The organism is Stenotrophomonas sp. CASM114 (assembly GCF_049384325.1).
Taxonomy (GTDB): Bacteria; Pseudomonadota; Gammaproteobacteria; order Xanthomonadales; family Xanthomonadaceae; genus Stenotrophomonas; species Stenotrophomonas muris.
Genome location: NZ_JBMRGJ010000008.1, coordinates 83,709 through 110,195, shown reverse-complemented (window position 1 = coordinate 110,195; position 26,487 = coordinate 83,709). Strand labels below are relative to the sequence as shown.

The 26,487-nt window shown below is 67.8% G+C and carries 26 protein-coding genes, 1 other RNA gene and 1 riboswitch; of the genes, 16 read left to right on the top strand and 11 right to left on the bottom strand.

Annotation, left to right across the window (positions count from 1 at the left end; all coding sequences use genetic code 11):
• The first annotated feature begins 80 nt into the window (after window positions 1-80).
• Window positions 81-1,166, top strand: a complete 1,086-nt coding sequence (gene ribD / locus VG566_RS10755; RefSeq protein ID WP_197561548.1) for a bifunctional diaminohydroxyphosphoribosylaminopyrimidine deaminase/5-amino-6-(5-phosphoribosylamino)uracil reductase RibD — start codon at window positions 81-83, stop codon at window positions 1,164-1,166.
• A 35-nt stretch (window positions 1,167-1,201) separates the two neighbouring features.
• On the opposite strand, the gene VG566_RS10750 is transcribed toward ribD, so the two are convergent.
• The 3 genes from VG566_RS10750 to VG566_RS10740 form a co-directional block, all read right to left on the bottom strand.
• On the bottom strand, window positions 1,202-1,561 hold the full coding sequence (locus tag VG566_RS10750; RefSeq protein WP_262216542.1) for a hypothetical protein: 360 nt from the start codon (window positions 1,559-1,561) through the stop codon (window positions 1,202-1,204).
• Window positions 1,562-1,726: 165 nt separating this feature from the next.
• A complete protein-coding gene (locus VG566_RS10745; protein ID WP_049442183.1) occupies window positions 1,727-2,611 on the bottom strand; it encodes a hypothetical protein in 885 nt (294 codons plus the stop codon).
• A gap of 154 nt (window positions 2,612-2,765) precedes the next feature.
• Window positions 2,766-3,386, bottom strand: a complete 621-nt coding sequence (locus VG566_RS10740; RefSeq protein ID WP_014645920.1) for a hypothetical protein — start codon at window positions 3,384-3,386, stop codon at window positions 2,766-2,768.
• Between the two features lie 302 nt (window positions 3,387-3,688).
• Window positions 3,689-3,834: riboswitch (FMN riboswitch) on the top strand.
• A 77-nt stretch (window positions 3,835-3,911) separates the two neighbouring features.
• Between VG566_RS10740 and VG566_RS10735 the strand changes: the two genes are divergently transcribed.
• The 5 genes from VG566_RS10735 to thiL all read left to right on the top strand — a co-directional run bounded on the left by VG566_RS10735 (window position 3,912) and on the right by thiL (window position 7,797).
• Complete coding sequence (locus VG566_RS10735; RefSeq protein WP_014645921.1) at window positions 3,912-4,538, top strand: riboflavin synthase; 627 nt, start codon at window positions 3,912-3,914, stop codon at window positions 4,536-4,538.
• Entirely contained in the window at window positions 4,535-5,635 is a 1,101-nt protein-coding gene (gene ribB / locus VG566_RS10730; RefSeq protein ID WP_241884632.1) for a 3,4-dihydroxy-2-butanone-4-phosphate synthase, read from the top strand. Before VG566_RS10735 ends, ribB begins: the two co-directional genes overlap by 4 nt.
• 130 nt (window positions 5,636-5,765) lie before the next feature.
• Window positions 5,766-6,233 (top strand): 6,7-dimethyl-8-ribityllumazine synthase, encoded by a 468-nt coding sequence (gene ribH, locus VG566_RS10725; protein WP_049443133.1) that lies wholly within the window; start codon window positions 5,766-5,768, stop codon window positions 6,231-6,233.
• Window positions 6,230-6,709 carry a transcription antitermination factor NusB gene (nusB, locus tag VG566_RS10720; RefSeq protein WP_005408062.1) on the top strand — a complete coding sequence of 160 codons (480 nt, stop codon included), beginning with the start codon at window positions 6,230-6,232 and terminating at the stop codon, window positions 6,707-6,709. Before ribH ends, nusB begins: the two co-directional genes overlap by 4 nt.
• 125 nt (window positions 6,710-6,834) lie before the next feature.
• Complete coding sequence (gene thiL / locus VG566_RS10715; protein ID WP_197587093.1) at window positions 6,835-7,797, top strand: thiamine-phosphate kinase; 963 nt, start codon at window positions 6,835-6,837, stop codon at window positions 7,795-7,797.
• 152 nt (window positions 7,798-7,949) lie between these two features.
• On the opposite strand, the gene VG566_RS10710 is transcribed toward thiL, so the two are convergent.
• Window positions 7,950-8,321 (bottom strand): DUF805 domain-containing protein, encoded by a 372-nt coding sequence (locus VG566_RS10710; RefSeq protein ID WP_241884633.1) that lies wholly within the window; start codon window positions 8,319-8,321, stop codon window positions 7,950-7,952.
• Between the two features lie 128 nt (window positions 8,322-8,449).
• The gene (locus VG566_RS10705) at window positions 8,450-8,860 is read right to left on the bottom strand and encodes a hypothetical protein (protein WP_049438571.1); all 411 of its coding nucleotides are present in this window, start codon (window positions 8,858-8,860) and stop codon (window positions 8,450-8,452) included.
• A 424-nt stretch (window positions 8,861-9,284) separates the two neighbouring features.
• Here VG566_RS10705 and VG566_RS10700 point away from each other — a divergent pair, with 424 nt between their 5' ends.
• The gene (locus VG566_RS10700) at window positions 9,285-11,312 is read left to right on the top strand and encodes an acyltransferase family protein (RefSeq protein WP_423172665.1); all 2,028 of its coding nucleotides are present in this window, start codon (window positions 9,285-9,287) and stop codon (window positions 11,310-11,312) included.
• Window positions 11,313-11,422: 110 nt separating this feature from the next.
• Here the strand turns inward: VG566_RS10700 and VG566_RS10695 are convergent, their stop codons facing one another.
• The 4 genes from VG566_RS10695 to VG566_RS10680 form a co-directional block, all read right to left on the bottom strand.
• Window positions 11,423-12,721, bottom strand: a complete 1,299-nt coding sequence (locus VG566_RS10695) for an FAD-binding oxidoreductase (RefSeq protein WP_423172723.1) — start codon at window positions 12,719-12,721, stop codon at window positions 11,423-11,425.
• The gene (locus tag VG566_RS10690) at window positions 12,718-13,362 is read right to left on the bottom strand and encodes a metal-dependent hydrolase (protein ID WP_241884636.1); all 645 of its coding nucleotides are present in this window, start codon (window positions 13,360-13,362) and stop codon (window positions 12,718-12,720) included. The genes VG566_RS10695 and VG566_RS10690 overlap by 4 nt, the downstream gene beginning before the upstream one ends.
• 110 nt (window positions 13,363-13,472) lie before the next feature.
• Window positions 13,473-13,841 (bottom strand): YraN family protein, encoded by a 369-nt coding sequence (locus tag VG566_RS10685; protein WP_241884637.1) that lies wholly within the window; start codon window positions 13,839-13,841, stop codon window positions 13,473-13,475.
• The gene (locus tag VG566_RS10680) at window positions 13,831-15,552 is read right to left on the bottom strand and encodes a penicillin-binding protein activator (RefSeq protein ID WP_241884638.1); all 1,722 of its coding nucleotides are present in this window, start codon (window positions 15,550-15,552) and stop codon (window positions 13,831-13,833) included. Before VG566_RS10680 ends, VG566_RS10685 begins: the two co-directional genes overlap by 11 nt.
• 81 nt (window positions 15,553-15,633) lie before the next feature.
• On the opposite strand from VG566_RS10680, the gene rsmI reads away from it, so the two are divergent.
• Window positions 15,634-16,452, top strand: a complete 819-nt coding sequence (gene rsmI, locus VG566_RS10675; RefSeq protein ID WP_014645933.1) for a 16S rRNA (cytidine(1402)-2'-O)-methyltransferase — start codon at window positions 15,634-15,636, stop codon at window positions 16,450-16,452.
• Window positions 16,453-16,578: 126 nt separating this feature from the next.
• An RNA gene (rnpB, locus tag VG566_RS10670) (RNase P RNA component class A) lies at window positions 16,579-16,930 on the top strand.
• An 88-nt stretch (window positions 16,931-17,018) separates the two neighbouring features.
• Here rnpB and VG566_RS10665 read toward each other — a convergent pair.
• Entirely contained in the window at window positions 17,019-17,498 is a 480-nt protein-coding gene (locus tag VG566_RS10665; protein ID WP_049405822.1) for a DM13 domain-containing protein, read from the bottom strand.
• Between the two features lie 358 nt (window positions 17,499-17,856).
• On the bottom strand, window positions 17,857-18,645 hold the full coding sequence (locus VG566_RS10660) for an NRDE family protein (RefSeq protein ID WP_014645935.1): 789 nt from the start codon (window positions 18,643-18,645) through the stop codon (window positions 17,857-17,859).
• Between the two features lie 324 nt (window positions 18,646-18,969).
• On the opposite strand from VG566_RS10660, the gene mraZ reads away from it, so the two are divergent.
• The 7 genes from mraZ to mraY are packed head-to-tail and all read left to right on the top strand — an operon-like array spanning window position 18,970 to window position 26,486.
• The gene (gene mraZ / locus VG566_RS10655) at window positions 18,970-19,416 is read left to right on the top strand and encodes a division/cell wall cluster transcriptional repressor MraZ (RefSeq protein WP_004143635.1); all 447 of its coding nucleotides are present in this window, start codon (window positions 18,970-18,972) and stop codon (window positions 19,414-19,416) included.
• Between the two features lie 14 nt (window positions 19,417-19,430).
• Window positions 19,431-20,414 (top strand): 16S rRNA (cytosine(1402)-N(4))-methyltransferase RsmH, encoded by a 984-nt coding sequence (gene rsmH / locus VG566_RS10650; protein ID WP_241884704.1) that lies wholly within the window; start codon window positions 19,431-19,433, stop codon window positions 20,412-20,414.
• On the top strand, window positions 20,411-20,674 hold the full coding sequence (ftsL, locus tag VG566_RS10645) for a cell division protein FtsL (RefSeq protein WP_005415286.1): 264 nt from the start codon (window positions 20,411-20,413) through the stop codon (window positions 20,672-20,674). Before rsmH ends, ftsL begins: the two co-directional genes overlap by 4 nt.
• Complete coding sequence (locus VG566_RS10640) at window positions 20,671-22,515, top strand: penicillin-binding transpeptidase domain-containing protein (protein WP_241884703.1); 1,845 nt, start codon at window positions 20,671-20,673, stop codon at window positions 22,513-22,515. Before ftsL ends, VG566_RS10640 begins: the two co-directional genes overlap by 4 nt.
• Window positions 22,512-24,020 (top strand): UDP-N-acetylmuramoyl-L-alanyl-D-glutamate--2,6-diaminopimelate ligase, encoded by a 1,509-nt coding sequence (locus VG566_RS10635; RefSeq protein ID WP_241884702.1) that lies wholly within the window; start codon window positions 22,512-22,514, stop codon window positions 24,018-24,020. Before VG566_RS10640 ends, VG566_RS10635 begins: the two co-directional genes overlap by 4 nt.
• Entirely contained in the window at window positions 24,017-25,411 is a 1,395-nt protein-coding gene (locus VG566_RS10630) for a UDP-N-acetylmuramoyl-tripeptide--D-alanyl-D-alanine ligase (protein WP_046428819.1), read from the top strand. Before VG566_RS10635 ends, VG566_RS10630 begins: the two co-directional genes overlap by 4 nt.
• Window positions 25,401-26,486, top strand: a complete 1,086-nt coding sequence (mraY, locus tag VG566_RS10625) for a phospho-N-acetylmuramoyl-pentapeptide-transferase (protein WP_004154219.1) — start codon at window positions 25,401-25,403, stop codon at window positions 26,484-26,486. Before VG566_RS10630 ends, mraY begins: the two co-directional genes overlap by 11 nt.
• Window position 26,487 lies beyond the last annotated feature (1 nt).

Here is a 26,487-nt window from a genome sequence, read left to right as displayed (position 1 = left end):
TGGCCGCATTCACTGGTGGGTGCCAACCGTTGGTTGGCACTGACGGCATGGATCAACACCGGCGGCGTTACCATGGCTGCATGACCACTTCGTTCTCCGTCCTCGACCACCTGCACATGGCCAACGCGCTGCGCCTGGCCGAGCGTGCCGCCTATACCACCCGCCCCAACCCGATGGTCGGCTGCGTGATCGCCCACGGCGAACGCGTGGTCGGGCAGGGCTGGCACCAGCGCGCCGGTGGCCCGCATGCGGAAGTGTTCGCCCTGCGCGAGGCCGGCAGCGAAGCACGCGGTGCCACCGCCTACGTCACCCTGGAACCCTGCGCCCACTACGGGCGCACGCCACCGTGTGCGCTGGCCTTGATCGAAGCCGGCGTGTCGCGCGTGGTCGCGGCGATGCGTGATCCGTTCCCGAAGGTCGATGGCGGTGGGTTCGATCTGCTGCGCAATGCCGGCATCGAGGTCGCCGAAGGGCTGATGGCGGCGCAGGCGCGGGAGCTCAACAAGGGCTTCCTGTCGCGCGTGGAGCGCAATCGGCCGTGGTTGCGGGTGAAGCTGGCCGCCAGCCTGGATGGCCGTACCGCGATGGCCGATGGCAGCTCCAAGTGGATCACCGGGCCGGCCGCGCGCGAGGATGTGCAGCACTGGCGCGCGCGCGCCGGTGCGATCCTGACCGGCGCCGACACGGTGCTGGCCGACGACCCGATGCTGACCGTGCGCCTGGCCGATACCGAAGTGATGGCACCACTGCGTGTGGTGCTGGATTCGCGCCTGCGCTCGCTCGAATGCAGCCGCGTGCGCGAGGGCGGGGCACCGACGCTGTACCTGCACGCTGCGGCGGTGAGCGCACCGGACGCGGCCGACGCCGAATTCGCCAGCGTGCCCAGCGCAGAGGGGCGGTTGGACCTGGGCGCGGTGCTGGCGCTGCTGGCCGAGCGCGGCATCAACGAAGTGCACACCGAAGCCGGCGCGACACTGGCCGGTGCGCTGCTGCGCGGTGGCTGGGTCGATGAGCTTCTGCTCTATCAGGCGCCCACGCTGCTGGGCGACAACGGCCGCCCGCTGCTGGCTGGCCTCGGCATTGATGCCATGGACCAGCAGCGTCGCCTGCGCGTGGTTGACCAGCGCCAGGTCGGCGAGGACAACAGGCTGCTGCTGCGCCCATGAAGGAATGACGCAGAGCAGGGGCTACGCCCATGGCGTCAGGCCGCTTCGTCGTCTTCTTCGCCGACCGGGCACTGGCCCTTCCACTGCTGCTTCCACAGCACATGCAGGTCGCGGCAGTACGCGCCGAGCGCCTCGCCCGGCAGTTGCCTCGCCTTGAACCGCAACTGGCGACGCGTAAAACCGTCGTCGTACTCATCCGGCAGTACCAGCACGGCACACTGATCGTGGTACATCGGGAAATCGCGGCAGTGGTCGTCATTGCTCATCCACGCATCCAGGTGCCTGTCGCTCAGCTGGGTTGACTCGAAGGCGACCGAGGGTTGGACGACGATGATCTTCGTGGCTTTGAACTTGGACGCTTCGGCCTGCCAGCACACCATCAGCGCCAGCAACATGAGCGCGGTCGACGTCATACGGTGTTTCATGCGGTTGCCCCCGGGGGAAGAGGGCAACAGCATTGACCATGCAGGCCGCGCAGGGCCATGCAAGGGTTCTGAAAATGCAGTTGCCCTTGCCGTCGGCAACGCTGGGCAGCGCGTAGGCTCGGCGTTACATCCCGCTCACGCGCATTCGTCGGTCCACATCATCTCGGCGATCGGGCGCAGTGCCTTGCATTCCTGCGTCATGTCTTCGGCTGACTTCACCTTCGCCTTGGCCTTCAGTTCCTCGGTCATGGCATCCACGCCACTGATCTGGTCCGGCGCGATCTTCGCCACGCAGGCGCGGTGCTGCTGCAGCAGCAGGTCACAGCCGGGTACGCCGGTCACCTTCGGTGCGCTGGCCGCCTGCGCGTCCTGCATCCAGTCCTCGAACGGTGCCAGCGCGCCGGTCACGGTACCCACCAGATCGTCGAAGTTGCCGCTGTACCAGTAGCCGTTGTCCTTGGCCGGGTACAGGGTGAAGGTGCCGCTGACCGGCACGCGCGCACCGCTCTGCAGCGCCTGGGTGTAGGCGTCGGTGAACTGCTTGCGCGCGGCCGGGCTGGCGTCGGCTGCAAGGCTGGCGGCGAACAGCGGGCGCACCTTGCCGAGGTCGGGCACCTGGCAGCTGAAAGTGATGCGCGCCAGCTTCTGGTCTTCCACGTACTCGTTGTCTTCAATCACGCTCTTGCTGGCGCGGCACTTCGAATCACGCAGGGCCTTGGCATACAGCGCTTCGGTGGCGGCCGCGTCGGCCTTTGCGCCGGTGCTGGCTAGTACGACCTGCCACGGTTCGGCCAGCGCCTTGGCCAGCGCACCCGGGTTCGGGGTCACCGCGTCCTGGCCTTCGAACGCCGGCTTCAGCGCATCGTTGAGCGCGCGGGTCGCCGCGGCGTCATCTTCCAGCAGCACGCGTGCGTACAGGTCGAAAGCCTGTTCGGGCGTCAGCGTGGCGGGGGCTGCGCCGGCCAGCAGCGGGGCCGCCAGCAGGGCGCTGGCCAGCAGGGTACGCAAGGGAGTCTTCATGACGGTGTTTCCTGTTCCAGAGGCGCGCAAGCGTAGCGCATCTTTGCGCAGGCCCGATGGTGCCCTGTGGCCGCCTGCCGGCGCGCGCGGGCCCAAAAAAAAACGGGCCCCTTGCGGGGCCCGTTCGATCGCACGACGAGGAGCGATCGGTAAATCAGAAGCTGGCGCGGACGCCGACCGAGTACTGGGTGACGTCGCGGTAGCCGGCGATCTCGCCCACTACACCCCAGGTCTTGGTGAAGTTGACCTGGCCGCCGACGGTACCGACCCAGGTGCCCTTGTAGTTGTTGCCGCCATCCATGTAACCGGCCTTGGCCCAGGCTTCGGTCATGCGCGACGGCTTGCCACGGATACCCATGGTGACGCGGCCCAGGTTGGTGTGGTCCTTGCCGTGGTAACGCACGCCGTCGTAGCGCAGGGTCGATTCGGCGTTCTGGCGCACCCAGGCGGCATCGGCGGTGAAGTCCAGGCGGTCGGTCCACGGCATGTGGTAGCCGATACCCAGCTCCGGCTGGTTCAGTTCCAGCTTCAGCGAGTCTTCGCCGTAGTGGCGGGTCTTGCTGGTGCGCGACCAGCCACCGAACACGTAAACCTGCTCGGCCAGCGCGACCGAGCCGCGCAGGTAGCCGCCGTCGACCTTCGGGTCGTCCAGCACGTTGTCGTCAACCTGGACCTGGGTCCAGCCGCCTTCCACGTAGGTGTAGCTCAGGGCGTCGGCCGAAGCCGAGAACGGAGCAGCGGCCAGCAGGGCGGCCACGATCAGGATCTTGCGCATGGGAATTCCTGTGAATTTCAGTCCATTGGCGGGCCTGCCCTCGCGGCTGCCCGTGGCGACCTCATGTCGTCCGCTGCGGATTTTAATGAAAGTTTTACAAAATGCGAGAGACGGCCGTCACAGGCTGGAGCCGGCCTGCAACGGGGTCAGATCCGTTTTCCGTCGGAAAACGGCTCTGACCCGTAGCGATTTCGAGAGGGCCGGGATCAGAGCCCCGTCCAGCGGAAAGGGATCCGACCCCGGTCATCCCCACCCCGTTCAGCACGGGCTGGTACACTAGCCGCGCCGGTTCGCCGGTACACAAACGTCTTCAGGGCGGGGTGCAATTCCCCACCGGCGGTAGGTGCGCAAGCACGAGCCCGCGAGCGCCCCGGCCCACGGCCGGGGGTCAGCAGATCCGGTCCAATGCCGGAGCCGACGGTCATAGTCCGGATGAAAGAAGACGGTGCCACAGGGCCTTCGCGGCCCTGCGCCCGCCTGTTTGCCTTGCGGCGTTTTTCGCTCACTTTTCGCGGAGAACGTTACTTGTTTACTGGAATCATCGAAGGCGTCGGCCGTCTGGCCGCACGCGAATCCATCGGCGGCGATGTCCGCTTCACCTTCCACGTCGGGAATCTGCCGTTCGACCACGTGCAGATGGGCGAGAGCATCGCCATCAACGGCGTCTGCCTCACCGTCATCGCGTTCGACGCCAGCAGCTTCCAGGCCGATGCCTCCACCGAGACCCTGGGCCTGACCACGCTGGGCCAGTTGGGCGAAGGGGCGGTCATCAACCTGGAGCGCGCCATGCGCCCGACCGACCGCCTGGGCGGCCATCTGGTCAGCGGCCACGTCGACGGCCTCGGCCAGGTGCTGTCCATCCATGACGACGCGCGGGCCCAGCGCTGGCGTTTCGCCGCGCCGGCCTCGCTGCGCCGCTATATCGCTAAGAAGGGCTCGATCTGCGTTGACGGCGTCAGCCTCACCGTCAACGAAGTGGACGACGACGGTTTTGAAGTCGCCCTGATCCCGCACACCGTGGCCAACACCGCCTTCTCCGCCACCGGCGTGGGCAGCGCGGTCAATCTGGAAATCGATCTGGTGGCCCGTTACGTCGAGCGATTGATGGGTGTGCCGAGCAACGGTCAGCACCCACAGGGAGACGCAGCATGAACTTCGCCCCGATTCCGGAAATCCTGGAAGACATCCGCCTGGGCCGCATGGTGGTCATCGTCGATGACGAAGACCGCGAGAACGAAGGCGACCTGATCATGGCCGCCGAGCTGGTCAAGCCGTCGGACATCAACTTCATGGTCACCCACGGCCGCGGCCTGGTGTGCCTGCCGCTGACCCGCAGCCGCGCCGCCGACCTCGGCCTGGCGCCGATGGTGCAGGCCAATACCGCCCAGTTCCAGACCAACTTCACGGTCAGCATCGAGGCCGCCGAGGGCGTCACCACCGGCATTTCGGCGCATGACCGCGCGCATACCATCCGCACCGCGGTAAAGCCCAATGCCAAGCCGTCGGACCTGCACCAGCCGGGCCACATCTTCCCGCTGATCGCCCAGCCGGGCGGCGTGCTGACCCGCGCCGGCCACACCGAAGCCGGCGTGGACCTGGCCATGCTCGCCGGGCTGGAGCCGGCCGGCGTGCTGGTGGAGATCCTGAACCCGGATGGCAGCATGGCGCGCCGCCCGGAGCTGGAAGTGTTCGCCCGCGAGCACGGCCTGAAGATGGGCTCCATCGCCGACCTGATCGCCTACCGCCTGGCCACCGAAAAGACCGTCGAGCGCGTGGACGAGCGCGAGATCGATACCGAATTCGGCCCGTTCAAGCTGGTGACCTACCGCGACCGCATCGCCCACGACCTGCACTTCGCGCTGGTCCGTGGCACCCCGGATGCCGAAACGCCCACCCTGGTCCGCGTGCAGGTGGAAAATCCGTTGGCCGACCTGCTGCACTGGCGCCGCGATGATTTCGGCGTGGCCGCCACCGATGCCCTGCGCGCGATCGACGCCGAGGGCGCCGGCGTGATGGTGGTGCTGTCGGCCCCGCGCGATGGCGAAGCCCTGCTGGCCCGCCTGCGCCAGCAGCCGGCGCCGGTGGTGCCGGGCAAGGACAAGGACGTGGGCCAGTGGCGCCGCAATGGTGCCGGCGCACAGATCCTGTCCGACCTGGGCCTGGGCAAGCTGCGCGTGCTGGGCACCCCGCGCCGCCAGATCGGCCTGGCCGGGTACGGCCTGGAAGTGGTGGAGACGGTCACCCTGTAATGGATGGTGCCGACCCCGTGCCACCGGTGGGTGCCGACCGTTGGTCGGCACACCCTGCAGGCCCCCATCGGCCACGGCCGGGGCCCATCCACGCTAGAATTACCTCCTTATCGAGTCCCCCAAGCCGCATATGAGCCACTACGAAGGCGATCTTCGCACTCCCGAATCGGCGCGCTTCGCCATCCTGGCCAGCCGCTGGAACGCCCGCATCACCGACGCGCTGGTCGCAGGCGCCCGCCTGAGCCTGGCCGGCAACGGCATCACCGAAGCCAACATCGACGTGATCCGCGTACCGGGTGCCTGGGAACTGCCGCTGGTGGCCGCGCGCCTGGCCGCCGCCCACGAACACGCCGCCATCCTCACCCTGGGCTGCGTGATCCGTGGCGACACCCGCCACTACGAACACGTGGCCGACCGCTGCGCCGAAGGCCTGATGCGCGTGCAGCTGGACTTCGGCGTGCCGGTGCTGAACGGCGTACTGGCGGTCGAACGCGCTGAGGATGCCGAGGCACGTGCCGGCGGCAGCCACGGTAACAAGGGCGAGGAAGTCGCACTCGCCGCATTGGAAATGGTCAATCTTCTGGAGCAGCTGCCATGAACAAGAACACCCAGGGCAAGCCCTCCGGTAAACCCGTCCGCCGCGATGGCGTCGATCCGGTGCTGCGCTCGCGCGCCCGTCGTCGTGCCGTGCAGGCCATCTACGCCTGGCAGATCTCCGGCGGCAACGCACAGTCGCTGATCGCCCAGTTCGCCCACGAGCAGGCCCGCGAGATCGCTGACCTGGCGTACTTCGAGGCGCTGCTGCACGGCGTGCTCGACAACCGTCGTGACATCGACGAAGCGCTCGGCCCGTACCTGGACCGTGGCATCGAGGAAGTGGATGCGATCGAACGCGCGGTGCTGCGCCTGGCCGCCTACGAACTGCGCTACCGCCTGGACGTGCCGTACCGCGTGGTGATCAACGAAGCCATCGAATCGGCCAAGCGCTTCGGCTCCGAGCATGGCCACACCTATGTCAACGGCGTGCTGGATCGTGCCGCCGTGGAATGGCGCAAGGTCGAATCGGGTCACTGACCTGACCCACCTGTGGTAGTGCCGGCCGTTGGCCGGCAGCTGCAGGGATCCTGAGGTTGCCGGCCAGCGGCCGGCACTACCGCCCAGCGCGCCTTGCGCGGCACGTACAACAGCGGGAACGCCCCATGTCCCTGGCCGAATTCGCCCTCATCGACCGCATCCGCGCCCGCACCCTCGAGCGCGACGACATCCTGCTCGGCATCGGCGACGACGCCGCGCTGCTGCAGCCGCGTGCCAATGAGCAACTGGTGGTCACCGCCGATACGCTCAACAGCGGCGTGCACTTTCCGGTTGAAACGCCTGCCTTCGACATCGGCTGGAAGACCCTGGCGGTCAACCTGTCGGACCTGGCCGCGATGGGCGCGCGCCCGGCGTGGTGCACGCTGGCACTGTCACTGCCGGAGGCCTCTGAAGACTGGATCGAGGCCTTTGCCGATGGCTTCTTCGCACTGGCCGACCAGCACGACATCGCGCTGATCGGCGGCGACACCACGCGTGGCCCGCTGTCGCTGTCGGTGACCGCGATGGGTCAGGTCGGGCGTGGCCAGGCGCTGCGCCGCGATCGCGCGCAGGTGGGGGACGACCTCTGGGTCAGCGGCACGCTGGGTGACGCCGCCGGTGCGCTGCGCCTGTGGCAGCAGGGCGCGCTGAGCGTAACCACCGCCACGCTGCTGGCCGACTACGAAAGCCTGCGCCTGCGCCTGCTGCGGCCGACGCCGCGTGTAACGCTCGGCCTGCGCCTGCGTGCCTTCGCGCATGCGGCGGTGGACGTGTCCGATGGCCTGCTGGCCGACCTCGGTCATATCGCCACGCGCAGCAACGTGGCCGCACATGTCGATGCCGATTCGCTGCCGATCTCGCACGCGCTGCGTGAGCTGCTCGGCCGCGACGGTGCACGTGACTGCGCACTGCGCGGTGGCGACGATTACGAGCTGTGCTTCACCGCCGCCGCCGACCAGCGCGACGCGCTGCACTACCTGGCCGAATCGCTGGACGTGCCACTCACCCGCATCGGCCGCATCGCCGAAGGGCAGGGCGTGCATGTGGATGGCGAAGCCGCCGACGGCGGTTACCAGCACTTCGCGTAGCCGCAGCGGTACTGCCCTGGTGGGTGCCGACCTTCGGGGTGGGGTCAGATCGATGTTGCTCTGGTAGGTGCCAACCTTGGTTGGCACGAATGTGTCAGCGGCCGGCGGCAACACCGTGTCGACCAAGGTCGACACCTACCAAAGCGGGGCGACTACACGTGCGGAACCGGCGCACCGAAGCGGTTGTCGCCCGGCGTGCTGGGCAGCAGCAGGAATACCAGCAGCACCAGGCTGACGAACGGCACGAATGCCAGCAGCATCCACCAGCCCGAGCGATCGGTGTCGTGCAGGCGGCGGATGGTCGCCGCAATACAGGGCAAGGCGAACACCAGCCACATCACCACGCTAAGACCGGTCGCGACGAGTGCCAGACCCTGCGAATCGCTGTAACCGGCATAGAAGCTCAGGATGTACAACGGGATCGAAACGATCACGATGAACAACTGGAACCACCAGAACTCACTACGGCTGGCACGCCCGCTGAACTGCGTATAGCGGGTAAGCGGAATCATCATCTTGTGCATCTGGGCACTCCCTGAAAAGAAGGGCCCACTATTGGTGCGCCTGTAATGATGAACCATCGTAATCATTGCAATTGCGCGCAGCGTGCGACTGAAATGGGCGCTTGCCCGCAGTTCGCGTCGTTGGAAGCTCACGCCGCCCGCAACTGCACATCCACATACTCGGCCAGCCCTCGGCAGGCCAGCAGCAGGCCCTCGCGTGCGCCATCGCCCATCTGCTGGTCGATATCACCGTCCACGCGGACGCGTTCGGTGGCGTGCAGCAGTTCCAGCAGGAAACTCAGCCCCGCATTGGCGCGGTCGATGCGCGCCAGGGCCAGGCGTTGCCCGGGTGTGCGGTTGTTGCCCGGCCACGGCTGGCCATCGGCCGCATCGCCCTGGCGAATGTACTGCAGGCAGGCCTGCAAAGTGATGGCCCCGGCACTGTTGCCGCTCTGTAGTGCAACGAATGTGTCTTCCAGCGTGCGCGCCAGATCATCCGGCAGGCGCGTGGCGGCGTCGCCCAGGGTGGCGAACAGGTGTGGGTAAGGGGAAGCGGTCATGGCGGCGTCCTTGTGCAAGCGGCAAGGGGCCACCCTGCTTAACGGCGAGGGTGGCGGACGGTGCGTGGTTCCAATACCGGTGGCTAACGTCGTCAAACGCCGGCGGGCACGAGGCCCCCACGCACCGCCCGCCATAGGTGCGCGGACAGAATGCCTGCCGACGCCACCCAACAAGGAAAGGGCGACGCCGGCAGGCAAGCGTAAACGACATTAACCAAACGGGATTGGAAGCCCGTGCCACCCGTTGTCGGTGGCGCTACATGATTTGCATGAAGGGCCACGTATGCCAATGAGAAAGATTTGAAAATCCGAAAACGTTGCAGGCATGCGGTGCGCGCCTCAGCGCGACGATTGCGACATTCCTGTAGAGCCGAGCTGGCACCGGAGCTGAACAATGTCCACGTCTGTCGCGATCATCCATTGAATGACTGCGGCAGCGGTGGTGATGCTGTCGGATCGTTCTCCTCCCGTTGCCTGCATGTCCCCTCCCGAACGTTCCCACAACGCGGCCATCGATGGCCTGCGCGCATTGGCGGTGCTGGCTGTCGTCGTCTTCCACACCAATGCGACGTGGCTGCCCGGCGGCTTCACCGGTGTGGACCTGTTCTTTGTGGTGTCCGGCTTCGTGATCAGCCAGTCGCTGGCCTCGCGCACCCATGCATCGCTGGGTGCCATGCTGCTCGACTTCTACCGTCGCCGCGTGCTGCGCCTGTTGCCGGCGCTGCTGGTGATGCTGATGGCCACTTTCGTACTGTCGGCACTGTTCATTCCCCGCGCGTGGCGCAATGAGCAGTTCGACCAGACCGGCTGGGCCGCGCTGGTCGGTTTCAGCAACATCGTGCTGGCCGGCCAGCAGGACGATTACTTCTCGCCCGGCGCTGAACTCAATCCGTTCCTGCATACCTGGACGCTGGGTGTGGAAGAGCAGTTCTACCTGGTCTTCCCGCTGTTGTTCTTCGTGTGGCTGCGCGGGCGTGAGCGCTGGCCGGGGGCGCGTTGGCTGTTGCCGGCGCTCACCATGCTGTCGCTGGCGTGGGCGGGCTGGCAGGCGCGATCGGCGCCGGCGTCGGCGTTCTATCTGCTGCCGGCGCGGTTCTGGGAGCTGGCCGCAGGTGCGCTGCTCTACCAGTGGATGCGTACGCGTACGCGTACGCCAGGCCGGAACGGTGACGCGGTCGCAGCGGCCGGGCTGGCGCTGCTGGCCGCAGGTGTGTTGATCGCCCCGCAGCTGGCGATGCCGGTACCGGGTGTGCTGGCGACCGTGGCCGGTACCCTGCTGCTGTTGGCGGGCGTGTCGACAGCGGGGACATCGCGCATCGCCCGTGCGCTGGGCTGCGCACCGCTGGCCTACCTGGGTCGGCTGTCCTATTCGCTGTACCTGTGGCATTGGCCGCTGCTGGTACTGCTGCGCTGGACGTATGGCCTGCATGGCGTCGCGCTGTGGCTGTATCCGGTGCTGCTGCTGGCGGTGTCGGCCGCGTCCTACCACTTCATCGAGCGCCCGCTGCGCAGTGCGGCGCCGCTGCTGCGGCTGGCACCGGCCAAGGTGCTGGCGATGGCGTTTCCGCTGGTGGCGCTGTGCGGTGCCGGCGCCTGGGCCACGGTCGAGTACCACGAGCAGGTCTCGCTCAGCGTCACCCGCAACGGCTACGCATGGCAGGCGCGTCGCTACCCGGCGTGGCGCCCGCTGGAACCGGTGAGTGCGCCGGCGCTTGAAGGGCGGCGCCTGTTCGTGGCCGGCGACTCGCATGCGGCGGCGTATCGCACCATGACCAGCATGGTCGCGCGGCAGACCGGCATGGAGGTGCGCCAGCAGGATCGCGGCGGCTGCAGCTTCGTCAACCTGCTGCGGGCCAGCCCGGCCGACTGCCAGGACTTCATTGAAGACACGCTGTCGACCATCGAACGCGAGGCGCGCCCGGGTGACATCGTGCTGCTGGCGGCCTTGCGCATGCCGGAACTGCGTGGGTTCGACTGGCAGCGGCAGGATGCACAGCAGATCTATCAACAGCTGCTGGGCGAGCGCACGCCCGCGCATGCACAGGCTGCACGCGACGAAGCCGAACGCGTGCTGGGGCGTTTGCAGAAGCTGGGCGTACAGGTGGTGATCGACGCACCGCTGCCGCTGTTCAAGGCCGGTGCGTACCGCTGTTCAGACTGGTTCAACCGCCGCAATCCGGCGTGTGCCGGCGGTCTGAGCATGCCGCGTGCGGATCTGGAAATGCTGCGGGCGCCGCAGATGGCACTGCTGGATGACCTGGCGGCACGTTACCCGTCAATGACCGTGTGGGATCCGCTGCCGCTGCTGTGTGGGCCGCAGGCCTGTTCGGCGGTGGAAGAGGGCGAACCGTTGTTCTTCGACAACGATCACCTGAGCGGCCATGGCAACCGCGTGCTGCTGCCCAGTTTCCGGCAGACCCTGATCGATATCGCAGCCGACAAGACGGTGTAGAGCCGAGCCCACGCTCGGCTTGCGCGCACAGCGCGGGCGTCATCGCGATCTGGTCGAAGAGCAGCCGAGCATGGCTCGGCTCTACAGGAGCGCGCAGGAGTGCGCGCAGTCTATGCCGGCGGCAGCACCTTACCGGGGTTGAGGATGCCGTCCGGGTCCAGCGCGGCCTTGATCGCGCGCATCGTTGCCAGTGTTTCCGGGGTGAAGGCCTGCGCCATGAAATCGCGCTTGGCCAGGCCGATGCCGTGTTCGCCCGACAACGTGCCGCCCAATGCCAGCGTCAGCTCGAAGATCCTTGGCAGCGCGGCATGTGCGCGTGCGTTCTCGTCGGCATCGTCTGGGTGGTAGAGGATGTTGACGTGCAGGTTGCCGTTGCCGGCATGACCGAAGGTGACGATGGTCAGCGTGTAGTCGCGTGCCAGGGCCTGCACACCGGCCACCAGTTCCGGAATGCGCGACACCGGCACCACCACGTCTTCATTGATCTTGCCCGGCGCAACACTGCGCAGCGCGGGCGACAGCGCCTTGCGTGCGGCCCACAGTTGGTCGCGCGCGCGGCCTTCCATCGCCACGTCCAGTTCAATCATGCCGTCGCCTTCGGCGGCGCTGGCCAGGGCCTGCAGCAGATAGGGCAGGGTGTCGTGGTCACCATCGGCCTCGACCAGCAGCATCGCACCGGCCTCCGGCACGTCAGCACCATTGAGCCGCAGCAGCTCCAGGCTGCGCGCGTCCATGAATTCCAGGCGGGTGGGTACCACCGGCTGCGACATCAACCGCGATACGGCGGCCGCAGCAGCATCGGCATCACGGTACAGCACGCGCAGCCCGGCCTGGCTGACCGGCAACGGGGTCAGCTTCAGCGTGGCTTCCACGATCAGTGCCAGCGTGCCTTCGCTGCCCACCAGCAGATGGGTGAGGTCGTAGCCGGTGGCGTCCTTGGTGTAGGCACCACCGCAGCGGATCAGCTCGCCGGTGCCGGTCACCGCCACCAGGCCCAGCACGTTGTCGCGGCTGGTGCCGTACTTCACCGCGCGCGGGCCGCCGGCATTGCAAGCGAGGTTGCCGCCGATGCTGCAGATCTCGGCGCTTGAGGGATCCGGCGCCCAGAACAGGCCATGCGGGGCCAGTGCCTGCTGCAGGGTGCCATTGAGCACGCCGGGCTGCACGACCGCGCAGCGATCACCGGCGCGGATCTCGACGATGCGGTCCATGCGGGTGAACGACAGCACGATGCTGCCCGGCTGCGGGACGGCTGCACCGGTAGTGCCGGTGCCGGCGCCGCGCGCGACCAGCGCCACGCCATGCGCGCGACAGGCACGTACCAGTGCCTGGTCATCCATGCGCCAGCCCTCCGCGCCCAGCAGGGTGGACAGTTCGGCGACCAGGGCAGCAGGCAGGGCAGGACTCATGACGGATCTCGAGAGGCAGCAGGAGCGGGTTGGATCAGTTTCCAGGCGACAACGGCGCCGGCCAGCGGCAGCCACACCCAGCGCAGTTCGGAGAGCAGGGTAGCCACGCCGCGTGCGCTGAAGAACTGTGGGGCGAAGGGTGAAACGCGGATCGGTCGCCACGGCGCGAAGAAGCGTTGTTCGCTCCACGGCCAGGCCAGTGCGACGCCGAGGCCACCGGAGGTCATCGCATCCAGCAGTGGATGGCTGGCGGCGCAGACGAATACGAATACAGCGGCTTGTACGGTCGATGCCACCGTTGGCCCTGCCTTGGTAGGTGCCAACCTTGGTTGGCACGAAACCGCCGACCAAGGTCGGCGACTACCGGGGCTGTGTGGTGCCGACCAAGATCGGCGGTTACCAAAGAACGCCAGCACCGCGGCCAATGCCGCCAGCACGCCGGCAAACAGCAGCGAATGGCTGGCACCGCGATGGCCGAAGGCATCCGCATAGGGAATGTGCAGCGCAAAGGCCAGTACATCGGCATCGGGCAGCATCGCGGCGATCACGCCTGCAACCAGCAGGCGCGGCGGGATGCGGCCGCGATCAGCGGCGCACCACAGCGCCAGCGGCACAGCAGCATGGGTGATGATCGAAGGCATCAGTCACACACCGTGGTCGTGCCGGCCTGGCTGCGCTCTGGCAGGTGCCAACCTTGGTTGGCACAGAAGCGCCGACCAAGGTCGGCCTCTACCAGAGCGGACGGTACCCATCAGCAGTCATCCAGCCGGAATGCATCACGCAGCCACCGCAGCTGCGGCGGCTCGCCGGTGGCGTCGACCACATCAAAACGGCAGGGTGCATTGGCCAGCGCCGGGTTGTCCTGCAGGTACAGCTGCGCGGCGTGCGCCAGGCGTCGGCACTTGCGCACATCCACCGAAGCGGCACCGCCACCGAAATCCGATCGCGCGCGATAGCGCACCTCCACGAACACCACGATGCCGGCATCGTCCATCACCAGGTCCAGTTCACCGCCGCGATAACGCACGTTGCGCGCGCGCGGCTGCAGTCCGGCCTGTTGCAGATGCTGCTCGGCGGCGGCTTCCACCGCCGAGCCACGTTGGCTGCGCTCAGCGACCACCGACGATCGGCATCGGCCGGCCGCCATTGAAGGTCGACCATGCCGGCTGGCGCAGGATGTTGCCGTTGCTGTCCAGGAACAGGGTGCCGGTGGCACCGTCCAGGCCGCCTTCGTTGGACAGCTTGTCCAGATAGGCGGTGATCTTCCAGGCGTCGGCGCCGAACGCGAACAGGCGGCCGGCCGCACCGCGTGCGCTCGGCAGGGTGCTGGCCACCTGGCTGGCCGAGGGCAGGCCGGACACGCTGCGCACGTTCCAGGCTTCATTCGGGTAGACGATGCCGTCCAGGGCCACGTCTTCTTCCACCTTGCCGCTGCCGACGGTCAGCTGCGAGGTGCCGACGCGGGTGGCGCCACCGGCACCGGCCAGCGCCAGCTGCGGCGCCAGCAGGCGGGCCTGCGGTGCACGCACGGCGAGGAACACCGCATCGACCTGGCCGGCATTGCGCACCTGCGCGCCGACATCGCCAACGGCATCGCTGACGTTGAAGGTGGCCACCACCTGCCCACCGCGCTGTGCGAAGCGCTGCGCGAAGGCGGCGGCGGAACGGCGGCCGGTGTCGTCATTGCTGCTGATCACCAGTGCGCGGTTGCGTTCGCGGCCACGCAGGTATTCGGCGGCGACGATGCCGTCGTCTTCCGGTGCCAGCGAGAAACCGGCGCTGCCGGCCGGCGGTGCGTCCTTGCCACGGTTCAGGGCCAGCACCGGCACCTGCAGCTGCTGGCGGCCGTACACGGCGTCCACTTCGTCGCGGCCCAGCGGTCCGACCACGAAGTCGGCACCGGAGGCGACCGCCTTGTCATAGGCGGCGAGGGCACCGGCCGGGGTGCCGGCGGTGTCGAAGAAGTTGATGTCCGGGCGGCGGCGGCTTTCACCGTAGTAGGCGCTCAACAGGCCATCGCGCACCGGCTGCGCGGCGGTGGCCAGGCGGCCGCTGAGCGGCAGCAGCACGGCCAGCTTGGCCGGCGGGCGGTAACCGTCGCTCATCGCCGGCGGGCGCTTGCTGGTGTCGAACTGGGCCGCGTCATCGCGGTCGAACGGGCGCGGCAGCGGCAGGCCGCGCGCGATCAGCGCACGGCCGGCGAAGTTGTACAGCGGGTCGTTGGCCGGCAGCGCGGCGGCACGGCTGCGCAGGGTGGCGTCGTCGAGGGTGCCGAGCAGGCCGGCGATGGCGGCCTGGTTCTCGCTGCGCGCGCTGCCGGTCAGGCCGGCATGGGCACGGGCGCGCTCGTTGGCGGCACCGAAGGCATCGCCGGTGCCCTGCAGGGCCTGGGCGCGGGCCAGCAGCCAGCGGGTGCGCAGGCCGACCGCAACACTGTCGGCATGATCCTTCAGCAGCGCCAGCGCCTGCGCAGGCTGCTTGTCGGACAGCGCCAGCTCGGCACCGGTCAGCTGGTAGCGCTGCAGGCTGGCGCCGGACAGCTGGCGGGCGGTGAGCTGGCCCAGCAGGCTGCGCGCGCGGGCACTGTCACCGGCCAGATGCCAGGCCCAGGCCGCATCGGCCAGTGCGTTGCTGCGGGCACCGCCACGCAGCGTGGCGGCCAGGCCTTCCAGCTGCAGTGCGGCGTCGCGCGGCTTGCCCTGTTCGATCAGCGCCAGCGCCTGGCCCTGGGCCGGCGAATCGGGGGTGCTGGTCAGGCTGGTGGTGGCACAACCGGCCAGCAGCATCAGCGACAACGACAGGGCGGAGAACCGTGCGGCGGGCTTGTTCATGATCGGGTCCATGCGATGAGGGCAGCGGCCTTGGCCGGGTACACGCTACGATTCTACCCTTGCCCCGTGAGTACCGCTGAAATGAGTGTCCCAACCCTGTACGTCGTCGCCACCCCGATCGGCAACCTGGCCGATCTGAGCCCGCGCGCGCAGGAGGTGCTGCGTTCGGTGGCGGCCATCTGTGCCGAGGACACCCGCCGCAGTGGCCAGCTGCTGTCCCATTTCGGCATCCAGCAACCACTGGTGGCCCTGCACGAACACAATGAAGAGGCCCTGGCGCAGCGGCTGGTCTCGCGCCTGCAGGCCGGCGAGTCGCTGGCGCTGGTCAGCGATGCCGGTACCCCGCTGGTCAGTGACCCCGGATTCCGCCTGGTGCGTGCCGCGCGCGCGGCGGGTATCAAGGTCAGCCCGGTGCCCGGCGCCTGCGCCGCCATCGCCGCGCTGAGCGTGGCCGGCCTGCCCAGCGACCGTTTCAGTTTCGAGGGCTTCCTGCCGGCCAAGGCCAGCGGCCGCCGCGACCGCCTGCAGGCGCTGGCCGGCGAAGTGCGCACGATGGTGTTCTACGAATCGTCGCACCGCATCGCCGAATCGCTGGCCGACATGGCGGCGATCTTCGGTGGCGAACGCCCGGCGGTGCTGGCCCGCGAGCTGACCAAGCTGTTCGAGACCGTGCTCGATGGTGACCTGGCGGGCCTGCTGGCGAAGGTCGAGGCCGACGACAACCAGCGCAAGGGCGAGTTCGTGGTGATGGTGCAGGGCGCGGGTGATGACGAACAAGCGCAGCTGGCGCATGGCCGCCGCGTCTACGCGAAGCTGAGCGAGCACCTGCCGCCGTCGACCGCCGCCAAACTGGCCGCGGAACTGACCGGCGCGCCGCGCAAGGCGTTGTACGGTAGTTGATGGATTGCTGCAGCCACGCATGGCGTGGCGCTACTGCAGTAGATCCACGCCATGCGTGGATGGATGAACCGGACGCCGCGATCAGCACGGCAGGAAGGACCTGCGTACGCTAGAATATGCGCTGGCGGAGCCGGCCAGACAGTCGCGTCATCCCTTCGGGGGTGCCGAGGAAAGTCCGGGCTCCATAGGGCAAGGTGCCAGGTAACGCCTGGGCGGCGCAAGCCGACGGAAAGTGCAACAGAAAGATACCGCCTACGTCTTCTTCGGAAGGCCGGTAAGGGTGAAATGGTGCGGTAAGAGCGCACCGCGAGTCTGGCAACAGACCGGCACGGCAAACCCCACCTGGAGCAAGACCAAATAGGGATCCTTTGGCGCGGCCCGCGTTGGATCCGGGTAGGTTGCTTGAGCGTTGCGGTGACGTAACGCCTAGAGGAATGACTGTCCACGACAGAACCCGGCTTATCGGCCGGCTCCGCCTCCTTCTTCTTCCACGCATGGCGTGGAGCTACCGTGATTGCGGGGTCGGATCCCTTTCCGGAGGAAAGGGATCCGACCCCATGCTGTCCTCAGCCCGGCGTGCGGTACTGGCCGGCGGAAATGAACTGCGAGAAGCGCTCGCACCACACCACCACCGTGGTGTAGTCGTCCACGTCCACGTTCGCGGGCACATCCACCAGGAAGCGGTTGAAGGTCTTCACCTCGCCGATGCGCTGGGCCTGCGCCTTGATCTTCAGGAAGTCGGCCTTGTTGTCGACGAAGTCGCGGACCAGGTAGACCTTGTAATCCGGGCCCGGTCCCATCTTGCCGTCGAAGGCAACCTGGGTGGCGCTGACGCTGACCTTGCCTTCGGCCCAGTGCACCGCGTCGCTGCCTTTGAGGTCGCGACGGAAGGTGGTGCGATAGGTGGCGTCGTTCATCGCGGCCTGCACCTGCGTGACCGGCGGGTCATCGGGGGCGATCAGGATCGGCAGCAGATAGATGCCCAGGCCGAAGCCCAGGCCGAGAGCAAGCAGGTGGGTGGCGAACAGGATGAGAATGCGACGCATGGGGCCTCCTTGAGGGTTGTGGTCGATTGCGCGGCGCGATGCCGGGCGCGACCACCCTGGGAGGTCAGGGGCGACATTTATAGACACAGTGCCGATTGCGAAAAGGGCACAGTCGGCTGGCTGTGATGCTGAAACCGCTGTGGCGCGGACGGATCGCGGTCGCGGCTGGAAGCTGAATGACGTTTCAGGCCCGCTGCGATGACGACTGCCGTCGCGTGGATCGCGACAGCACGCTGCGGGTAGTGCCGGCCGCTGGCCGGCAACTTCATGCTGCATCCGAAGATCCAGAGGTTGCCGGCCACGGCCGCCACTACCCCCCCCCGCCAAGAGCATCCGGCCAAGGGCCGTCATGACCGGGTCAGAAAATGACGTGGCTCTGGCCGCTGGGAGCGCCCTGCGGGCCGAAGCGGCGTTCGTGGATCTCGCCATGGCCGTCGGCGTCGATCAGCAGCACGGTGCTGGCGCGGGTGCCGTAGTCATCGCCACGGATGAAGGCCGGGCTCAGCCAGCGCTCGCGTTCCAGGCCGATGCCGGTGTCGGGCAGGTCGCTGTCGGCAGGGCGGTGTTCGTCGGCCAGAGCATTCCAGAGTGGGGTCAGGTCCGGGGTCAGATCCCTTTCGCTGTGCGAAAGGGATCTGACCCCGTCATTCTGAAGCCAGGCTTCAAGGGCCGCCATCAGCCGCCGGGTCTTCGGCCAGGGCGCGTCCAGCGCGCCGTTGGACATGCCGTGCACGCCCGGGCCGAGGGTCTGCCGTTCGGCGGGATGGTTGCCGAGGTACTCCAGGCTGTCGCTATCGGCCAGCAACAGATTGAACGGGGCATAGGCGCCAGCCACGGTCGCCAATCGGTCGATATGCACAGCGGCCGGGTCGCGGCCGCGCAGGAAGTCGGCCACCAGCGCGCCCCGCGACGGGCCGGTCTGGGCCGCCAGCGGGTCGCGGACGTTGGTGACCACCGCCATCCGGCCCGAGGCGCCAACCCCGGCCCAGCCACCGCCGGAGCGCAGATCGCGCCCGCCGATGACGGACGTCTCATCCTGCCAAGGGGCCAGCGCCGCCGTCGGGCGGGCGTGGAACTCATCACGGTTGCCGGTCATCACCAGCCGCCAGCGCGGGTGGTGCATCCAGCCAAGAGCGAGCAGGCACATGGCCTCATTGTGCACGGTTTGCGCAGTCCGGCGCCGTTTCCGGCCCGTTCCGGATGAATGCGCGGCCGATGTTTCACGCCCTCTCCACGCCCCTGAACTTCCGTTCAATCTCAAAAATTGAGACGGATCAGCAACTTGTGGATAAGCCTTGAACAATTCTCTAAAGGTTGTTGCAAGCCATTGATGCGGCTGGCGATTTCCCCGCTGAAAAGTTGTTGACAACCCTCGGCCCGCTGCTAAGGTGGGCATCAGAGGGAAATCCGGGTGTTTTGTGGGTTTTCGTGGTTCAATGTTTCACCGGGCGAAGGACAAGGTGCAGGCGTCGTGTTCCAGGGCGAGACGGCCATCACAGTTGACGACAAAGGGCGCATGGCGGTTCCCACCGCTTACCGCGACCTCGTCGCGCGCGCCAGCAACAACCGTCTCGTGCTGACCTACAACCCGTTCGAAGCCGGCTGCCTGTGGCTGTATGCAGAGTCGGAATGGGAGCGGGTCCGCGACGATGTGATGTCCAAGCCCAACACCCAGCGCGTCGTGCGCCTGTTGCAGCAGAAGCTGGTCGGCTCGGCCGCCCATCTGGAACTGGACGGCAACGGTCGCATCAGCATCCCCGCCAGCCACCGCGGTGCGGTGGGCATTGAGAAGAAGGCGGTATTGCTCGGTATGGGCGACAAGTTCGAATTGTGGAGCGAGCAGGCGCATCGGGCCCTGATCCAGCAGACGTTGTCTGACGAGGATCTGGGTGATGGGTTGCTCGACCTGAAGTTGTGAGCCGGGGTGCCCGGATGCGCCCAGAAGCGCAGGCCGGTCACCTTCCGGTGTCGCAGTCGCCGGCGGTGCACCTGCCGGTCCTGTACACCCAGGTCCTTGAAGGCCTGAGGGTGATCGAAAACGGACGTTATCTGGATGGCACGTTCGGTCGTGGCGGTCATGCGCGTGGCGTGCTCACCCAGCTCGGTCCCGAGGGGCGCCTGCTGGTCATGGACAAGGATCCGGAAGCCATCGCCGTTGCCGAGCGCGATTTCGCGCCGGACCCGCGCGTGTCCATTTTCCGGGGCAGCTTCGCCCAGCTGCTGCAGTGGAACGCGACGGCCGAAGGCCTGGACGGCGTGCTGTTCGACCTCGGCGTGTCGTCGCCGCAGCTGGACGTGGCCGAACGTGGCTTCAGCTTCGGCAAGGACGGCCCGCTGGACATGCGCATGGATCCGGACAGCGGTGAAAGCGCCGCGCAGTGGATCAACCGCGTCGAAGAGCGCGAGATCGCTGATGTGCTGTGGACCTACGGCGAAGAGCGCCAGAGCCGGCGCATCGCCCGCGCCATCGTGGCCCGCCGCGAGAAGCAGCCGTTCTCCCGCACCGCCGAACTGGCCGAGCTGATCGCCTCGGTGATGCCGCGTGGGAAGTCGGGATCCGATAAGAGCCGGATCCACCCGGCCACGCGCAGCTTCCAGGCCATCCGCATCCACATCAACCGCGAGCTGGCCGATCTTGAAGCCGGGCTCGATGCGGCGGTGGAACGGCTCAAGCCCGGTGGCCGCCTGGCGGTGATCAGCTTCCACTCGCTGGAAGACCGCATCGTCAAGCAGTACATGAACCGCCTGGCCAAGGCGCCGCCGGCCAACCGCCGGCTGCCCGAGGCGGTTGCGTTCGTGCCGACGCTGGACCTGATCGGCGGCGCCATCAAGGCCACGGACGAAGAGCTGGCCGCCAACCCGCGTGCCCGCAGCGCCGTGCTGCGCGTGGCACAGAAGCGGGGGGGCGATGCATGAGCCGGCTGCTGCTGATCATCCTGCTGGCCTGCACCGTCGCCTCGGCGATCGGCGTGGTGTTCGTGCGCCACCGCCACCGGCAGACCTTCATCGAGCTGTCGCGTGCCGAGCGCAAGCGCGATGACATCAACCTTGAGTTCGGCCGCCTGCAGCTGGAACAGGCCACCCTGGCCGAAGCCAACCGCGTGGACCGCATTGCCCGCGAGAAGCTGGGCATGAAGTTCCCCGAGGCCGCTGACATCGTGGTGGTGCGCCCATGAGCAAGACCGGCCGCAACCGCCCGCGCAACGCCTTCAACCTGCGCCAGCGCCTGCGCTGGGTCGCGCTGGCGCTTGGCCTGTGCTCGGTGTCGCTGGTGGGTCGCGCGGCCTACGTGCAGATCATCAACAGCGATTTCTACCAGCGCCAGGGCGAGGCCCGCTACCTGCGCGAGCTGCCGATCAAGACCTCGCGCGGCATGATCACCGACCGCAACGGCGAGCCGCTGGCGGTGTCCACGCCGGTGGCCTCGATCTGGGTCAACCCGCAGGACCTGCTGCGTTCGCCCGAGCGCATCCCGGAGCTGGCCCAGGCGGTCGGCATGTCGGTGGATGAGCTGAGCAGCCGCCTGTCGCAGAAGTCGGACAAGGAATTCATGTACCTGCGCCGCCGGATCAATCCGGACGAGGCAGAGAAGGTGGTCGCGCTGAAGATTCCGGGCGTGGCCGCGCAGCGCGAGTTCCGCCGCTTCTACCCACAGGGCGAAGCGATGGCGCACGTGCTGGGCTTCACCAACATCGACGACCGCGGCCAGGAAGGCCTGGAACTGGCGTTCGACGAATGGCTGCGCGGCAAGGCCGGTGCCAAGCGGGTGATCCGCAACCGCAAGGGCGAGACCGTCGAAAGCGATCTGCTGCGCGCCGCCGAGCCGGGCAAGGACCTGACCCTCAGCATCGACCGCCGCATCCAGTACCTGGCCTTCAAGGAACTGCGCAACGCGCTGGTGGCCAACAAGGCGGCCGGTGGTTCGATGGTGATCATGGACGTGACCACCGGCGAGATCCTGGCCATGGTCAACCTGCCGACCTACAACCCGAACTCGCTGACCGGCGCGATCCCCGATACGCGCCGCAACCGTGCGGTGACCGACCTGGTCGAACCGGGTTCGACGATGAAGCCGCTGACCATCGCCACCGCGCTGCAGGCCGGTGCGGTGACCAAGGACACCATCATCGACACCAACCCGGGCTACATGACCCTGGGCCGCTTCACCATCCGCGACGTGCCGCGCAACAACGGTGTGCTCAACGTGACCGGCGTGATCACCCGCAGTTCGAACGTGGGTGCGGCCAAGGTTGCGGCGAAGATGCCGGACCAGACCTTCTACGACGGCGTGCGCCGCTTCGGCTATGGCTCGGCGCCGCACAGCGGTTTCCCGGGCGAATCGGCCGGCGTGGTGATGCGTCCGGCACGCTGGTCGGGTACCACCAAGACCACCATGTCCTATGGCTATGGCCTGTCGGTCACGCCGCTGCAGATTGCCACCGCGTACTCGGCGCTGGCCAACGGCGGGCGCCTGATCGCGCCGACCTTCGTCAAGGGCCAGCGCAATGAAGGCCAGCAGATCATCGACGAGAACGTCGCCCGGCAGGTGGTGGCGATGATGGAAACGGTAGTCACCCAGGGCGGCGCCAAGCAGGCGGCGGTGCTGGGTTACCGCGTGGCCGGCAAGACCGGCACCGCGCGCAAGGCCGGCCCGGGCGGTTATGAGCGCGGCCATTACAACGCGCTGTTCGCCGGCGTGGTGCCGGCCACCAACCCGCGTTTCGCCACCGTCATCGTCATCAACGACCCGCAGGCCGGCAAGTTCTACGGCGGCCTGGTGTCGGCGCCGGTCTACCACAACGTGATGGAAGGCACCCTGCGCCTCATGGACGTGCCGCTGGACGACCTGCAGTCGTGGCTGGCCGCACAGCAGTCGGGCAAGGTCGGCCATTCGGCGTCGATCCTGCCTGCGCCGCCGGCCGAGACCGCGCTGCCGGTCGATGCCGCCGCTGAATTCGACGCTGCGCTGCCGAGCGCGCAAGTCCAGACGCCGCCCGCTACGGGAGGCACGCAATGAGTCATTCGATGTTGCTTTCGCAGTTGCTTCCGGACGTGGCCCTGGCGGGTCATGATCCCGTTCTGACCGGCCTGGTGCTGGACAGCCGTGCCGTGCGCCCCGGTAACGCCTTCGTCGCCATCGCCGGTTTCGGCGCGCATGGCCTGGGCTTTGTCGAGCAGGCGCGCGCTGCCGGTGCCAGTGCCATCCTGTTCGAACCGCCGGCACCGGCCGATCTGCCGGCCCCGGCTGATGCGATCGCCGTGCCGGGCCTGCGCGCGCGCATGGGCGCGATGGCCGACCAGTTCCATGGCGCGCCATCGCGGGCGATGGCGATGGTCGGCGTGACCGGCACCAACGGCAAGACCTCCACCGTGCAGCTGCTGGCCCAGGCCTGGCATCTGCTCGGAACGCCCAGTGGCAGTATCGGCACGCTGGGTGCCGGACTTTATGGTGCGGTCGAGCCGACCGGCTTCACCACGCCGCTGGTGCTGCAGATGCATGCGCTTCTGGCGCAGCTGCGCGACGCCGGTGCGCGCGCGGTGGCGATGGAAGTCAGCTCGCATGCGCTGGACCAGGGCCGCGTGGACGCCGTGCACTACGACGTGGCGGTGTTCACCAACCTCACCCGCGACCATCTGGACTACCACGGCGACATGGCCAGCTACGGCGCGGCCAAGGCGCGGCTGTTCCATCGCCCGGGCCTGAAGGCCGCGGTGATCAATCTGGACGATGCCTTCGGCCGGCAGCTGTTCGCGGGCCTGCCGGCCGGCGTGCAGGCGATCGGGCTGAGCTCGCGAGGTGCCATCGACGCCAGCGTGCGCGCCGAGGCGCTGCAGCTGGATGGGCGTGGCATTGCCTTCGAGCTGGTCATCGACGGCCAGCGCGCGGCGGTGCAGTCGCCGCTGCTGGGCCGCTTCAACGTGGACAACCTGCTGGCCGTGGCCGGTACCCTGCATGCGCAGGGCCAGCCGCTGCCGCGTATTGCCGAGGTGCTGTCGGCGCTGCAGCCGATCCGCGGCCGCATGAACCGCCTGGGCGGTGAAGACGGCCTGCCGACGGTGGTGGTCGACTACGCGCACACCCCGGATGCGCTGGAACAGGCGCTGGACAGCCTCCACGGGCACCTGCAGGGCACGCTGTTCTGCGTGTTCGGCTGCGGCGGCGAGCGCGACACCGGCAAGCGCCCGCAGATGGCGGCGATTGCCGAGCGCCTGGCCAACCAGGTCATCGTCACCGACGACAACCCGCGCGGCGAAGATGGCGATGTGATCGTGGCTGACATCCTGGCCGGCTTCCAGAACGCCGATGCCGTGACCGTGCAGCGCAGTCGCGCGCGTGCGATCGGCCTGGCGGTGAGGCGTGCCGGTGCAGGCGACATCATCCTGATCGCCGGCAAGGGTCACGAGCCGTACCAGGAAGTGAATGGCGTGCGCCATGACTTCGACGACACCGAAGTGGCCGCCGCCGCACTGGCGGCCAAGGCTGGTGTGCTCAGCGCGCAGGCCGGGGAGGGCGCCGCATGAAGCGCACCCTGCTTTCGCTGATCGCACACTGGGCCGGCGGCGAGATCCACGGCGACGACGTGGCCATCGATGCGGTCAGCAATGACACCCGCAATCTCGGTCCGGGCAGTCTGTATGTGGCGCTGCGCGGCGAGCGGTTCGACGGCCATGACTTCGCGGCCGACGCGCAGGCGCGCGGTGCCAGTGCGCTGCTGGTCGAGCGCCTGCTGCCGGTCGAACTGCCGCAGGTGCTGGTGGCCGACAGCGAACTGGCGCTGGCGAAGATCGCCACAGGCATGCAGCGTGACCGTGGCACCGAGGTGTTCGCGATCACCGGCAGCAATGGCAAGACCAGCGTGAAGAGCCTGCTGCTGTCGATCCTGCAGCAGGTGGCCCAGCACGCGCACAAGGTGGTCTACGCCAACCCGGGCAACCGCAACAACGAGATCGGCCTGCCGCTGGCGGTGATCGATGCGCCGGAAGATGCCGACTACGCCGTCTACGAGATGGGCGCCGGCAAGCCGGGCGACATCGCCTACCTGACCGACATCGCCCGCCCGCGTTATGCGCTGGTCAACAACATCGCCCCGGCGCACCTGGAACGTATGGGCAGCCTGCTCGGCGTGGCGGTGACCAAGGGCGCGATCTACGCCGCGCTGCCGGCCGATGGCGTGGCGGTGATCAACGCCGACGATGCCTATGGCCGCTGGTTCGAACAGCATTTCATCAGCACCCCGGCGCGTTGCCGCGTGCTGCGCTATGGCCTGGAACACTCGGCGGACGTGACCGCGCGCGATATCCGCGCCGGTGCGCAGGGCAGCCAGTTCACTCTGGTCGCACCGGCCGGCGAAGCTCGCGTGGTGCTGGGCCTGCCGGGTCGCCACAACGTCAGCAATGCGCTGGCCGCCGCCAGTCTGGCGCTGGCCGCCGGTGTCGATCTGGCGCTGATTGCCGCCGGCCTGGCCGAAGCGCAGCCGGTGCCGGGTCGCCAGATCGCCCATCAGCTGCGCAATGGCGCGGTGCTGGTGGATGACAGCTACAACGCCAACCCCGGGTCGCTGGCCGCGGCCATCGATGCCCTGGCCGCGGCGCCGGAAGAGGGCTGGCTGGTGCTGGGCGACATGCGCGAGCTGGGCCCGGACGCGGAAGCGCTGCATGCGCAGGCCGGCCTCCGCGCACGTGCTGCCGGCCTGAAGCGCCTGTATGCACTGGGCCCGCTCAGCGCCGCTGCCGCCTCCGCCTTCGGCGAAGGCGGCCGCCATTTCGCCACCCACGACGCGCTGTCGCAGGCGCTGAAGGACGAGCTGCACGCCGGCGTGCGCTGCCTGGTCAAGGGTTCCCGTGGCAGCGCCATGGACACGATTGTCAAAGCGCTGCTGGCGCAAGGAGAGGAATCCCCGCATGTTGTATGAACTGGCTCGATGGTTGCAGCAGTTGGAGAGCCTGTTCGGGCTGTTCAACTACCAGACGTTCCGCGCCATCCTTGCCGCGCTGACGGCCCTGTTCCTGTCGCTGTGGCTGGGCCCGGCGATGATCCGCAAGCTTGCCCAGTTCAAGGGCGGCCAGCCGATCCGCAAGGACGGTCCGCAGACCCATTTCTCCAAGGCCGGCACGCCGACCATGGGCGGTTCGCTGATCCTGCTCACCATCACCCTGTCGGTGCTGATGTGGGCCGACCTGCGCAACCGCTACGTGTGGCTGGTGCTGGCGGTGATGCTGTGCTTCGGCGCCATCGGCTGGTATGACGACTGGATCAAGATCGTCCGCCGTGACCCGAACGGCCTGAAGTCGCGCTGGAAGTACCTGCTGCAGTCGATCTTCGGCCTGGCTGCGGGCCTGTTCCTGTTCTACACGGCCGACGTGCCGGCGGCGCTGACCTTCTACATCCCGATGTTCAAGTCGGTCGCGCTGCCGCTGGCCGGCATCGGCTTCGTGGCCATCGCCTACTTCTGGATCGTCGGCTTCTCCAACGCGGTGAACCTGACCGACGGCCTTGACGGCCTGGCGATCATGCCCACCGTGCTGGTGGCCTGCGCGCTGGGCGTGTTCGCCTACGCCTCGGGCAACGTGGTGTTCGCCAACTACCTGCAGATCCCGCAGATCCCGGGCGCCGGCGAGCTGGTCATCATCTGTGCGGCCATCGCCGGCGCGGGCCTGGGCTTCCTCTGGTTCAACACCTACCCGGCCATGGTCTTCATGGGCGACATCGGCGCACTGGCACTGGGTGCGGTGCTGGGCACGATCGCGGTGATCACCCGCCAGGAGCTGGTGCTGGTGATCATGGGCGGCGTGTTCGTCATCGAAACGCTGTCGGTGATGATCCAGGTCGCCTCGTTCAAGCTGACCGGCAAGCGCGTGTTCCGCATGGCGCCGATCCACCACCATTTCGAACTGAAGGGCTGGCCGGAGCCGCGCGTGATCGTGCGTTTCTGGATCATCTCCGTCGTGCTCGTGCTGATCGGCCTGGCCACGTTGAAGGTGCGCTGAG

What these genes read in the sequence shown, in the direction of transcription:
- VG566_RS10660 (WP_014645935.1), bottom strand. Translation starts at nt 18,645, where the DNA reads ATGTGCCTGCTCGCTCTTGGCTGGATGCACCACCCGCGCTGGCGGCTG.
- VG566_RS10700 (WP_423172665.1), top strand. Translation starts at nt 9,285, where the DNA reads ATGACTGCGGCAGCGGTGGTGATGCTGTCGGATCGTTCTCCTCCCGTT.
- ftsL (WP_005415286.1), top strand. Translation starts at nt 20,411, where the DNA reads ATGAGCCGGCTGCTGCTGATCATCCTGCTGGCCTGCACCGTCGCCTCG.
- VG566_RS10750 (WP_262216542.1), bottom strand. Translation starts at nt 1,561, where the DNA reads ATGTTGCTGGCGCTGATGGTGTGCTGGCAGGCCGAAGCGTCCAAGTTC.
- VG566_RS10680 (WP_241884638.1), bottom strand. Translation starts at nt 15,552, where the DNA reads ATGAACAAGCCCGCCGCACGGTTCTCCGCCCTGTCGTTGTCGCTGATG.
- ribD (WP_197561548.1), top strand. Translation starts at nt 81, where the DNA reads ATGACCACTTCGTTCTCCGTCCTCGACCACCTGCACATGGCCAACGCG.
- VG566_RS10710 (WP_241884633.1), bottom strand. Translation starts at nt 8,321, where the DNA reads ATGCACAAGATGATGATTCCGCTTACCCGCTATACGCAGTTCAGCGGG.
- ribH (WP_049443133.1), top strand. Translation starts at nt 5,766, where the DNA reads ATGAGCCACTACGAAGGCGATCTTCGCACTCCCGAATCGGCGCGCTTC.
- VG566_RS10705 (WP_049438571.1), bottom strand. Translation starts at nt 8,860, where the DNA reads ATGACCGCTTCCCCTTACCCACACCTGTTCGCCACCCTGGGCGACGCC.
- mraY (WP_004154219.1), top strand. Translation starts at nt 25,401, where the DNA reads ATGTTGTATGAACTGGCTCGATGGTTGCAGCAGTTGGAGAGCCTGTTC.
- VG566_RS10745 (WP_049442183.1), bottom strand. Translation starts at nt 2,611, where the DNA reads ATGAAGACTCCCTTGCGTACCCTGCTGGCCAGCGCCCTGCTGGCGGCC.
- VG566_RS10640 (WP_241884703.1), top strand. Translation starts at nt 20,671, where the DNA reads ATGAGCAAGACCGGCCGCAACCGCCCGCGCAACGCCTTCAACCTGCGC.
- rsmI (WP_014645933.1), top strand. Translation starts at nt 15,634, where the DNA reads ATGAGTGTCCCAACCCTGTACGTCGTCGCCACCCCGATCGGCAACCTG.
- ribB (WP_241884632.1), top strand. Translation starts at nt 4,535, where the DNA reads ATGAACTTCGCCCCGATTCCGGAAATCCTGGAAGACATCCGCCTGGGC.
- VG566_RS10635 (WP_241884702.1), top strand. Translation starts at nt 22,512, where the DNA reads ATGAGTCATTCGATGTTGCTTTCGCAGTTGCTTCCGGACGTGGCCCTG.
- VG566_RS10690 (WP_241884636.1), bottom strand. Translation starts at nt 13,362, where the DNA reads ATGCCTTCGATCATCACCCATGCTGCTGTGCCGCTGGCGCTGTGGTGC.
- VG566_RS10695 (WP_423172723.1), bottom strand. Translation starts at nt 12,721, where the DNA reads ATGAGTCCTGCCCTGCCTGCTGCCCTGGTCGCCGAACTGTCCACCCTG.
- nusB (WP_005408062.1), top strand. Translation starts at nt 6,230, where the DNA reads ATGAACAAGAACACCCAGGGCAAGCCCTCCGGTAAACCCGTCCGCCGC.
- VG566_RS10630 (WP_046428819.1), top strand. Translation starts at nt 24,017, where the DNA reads ATGAAGCGCACCCTGCTTTCGCTGATCGCACACTGGGCCGGCGGCGAG.
- VG566_RS10665 (WP_049405822.1), bottom strand. Translation starts at nt 17,498, where the DNA reads ATGCGTCGCATTCTCATCCTGTTCGCCACCCACCTGCTTGCTCTCGGC.
- VG566_RS10740 (WP_014645920.1), bottom strand. Translation starts at nt 3,386, where the DNA reads ATGCGCAAGATCCTGATCGTGGCCGCCCTGCTGGCCGCTGCTCCGTTC.
- rsmH (WP_241884704.1), top strand. Translation starts at nt 19,431, where the DNA reads ATGCGCCCAGAAGCGCAGGCCGGTCACCTTCCGGTGTCGCAGTCGCCG.
- thiL (WP_197587093.1), top strand. Translation starts at nt 6,835, where the DNA reads ATGTCCCTGGCCGAATTCGCCCTCATCGACCGCATCCGCGCCCGCACC.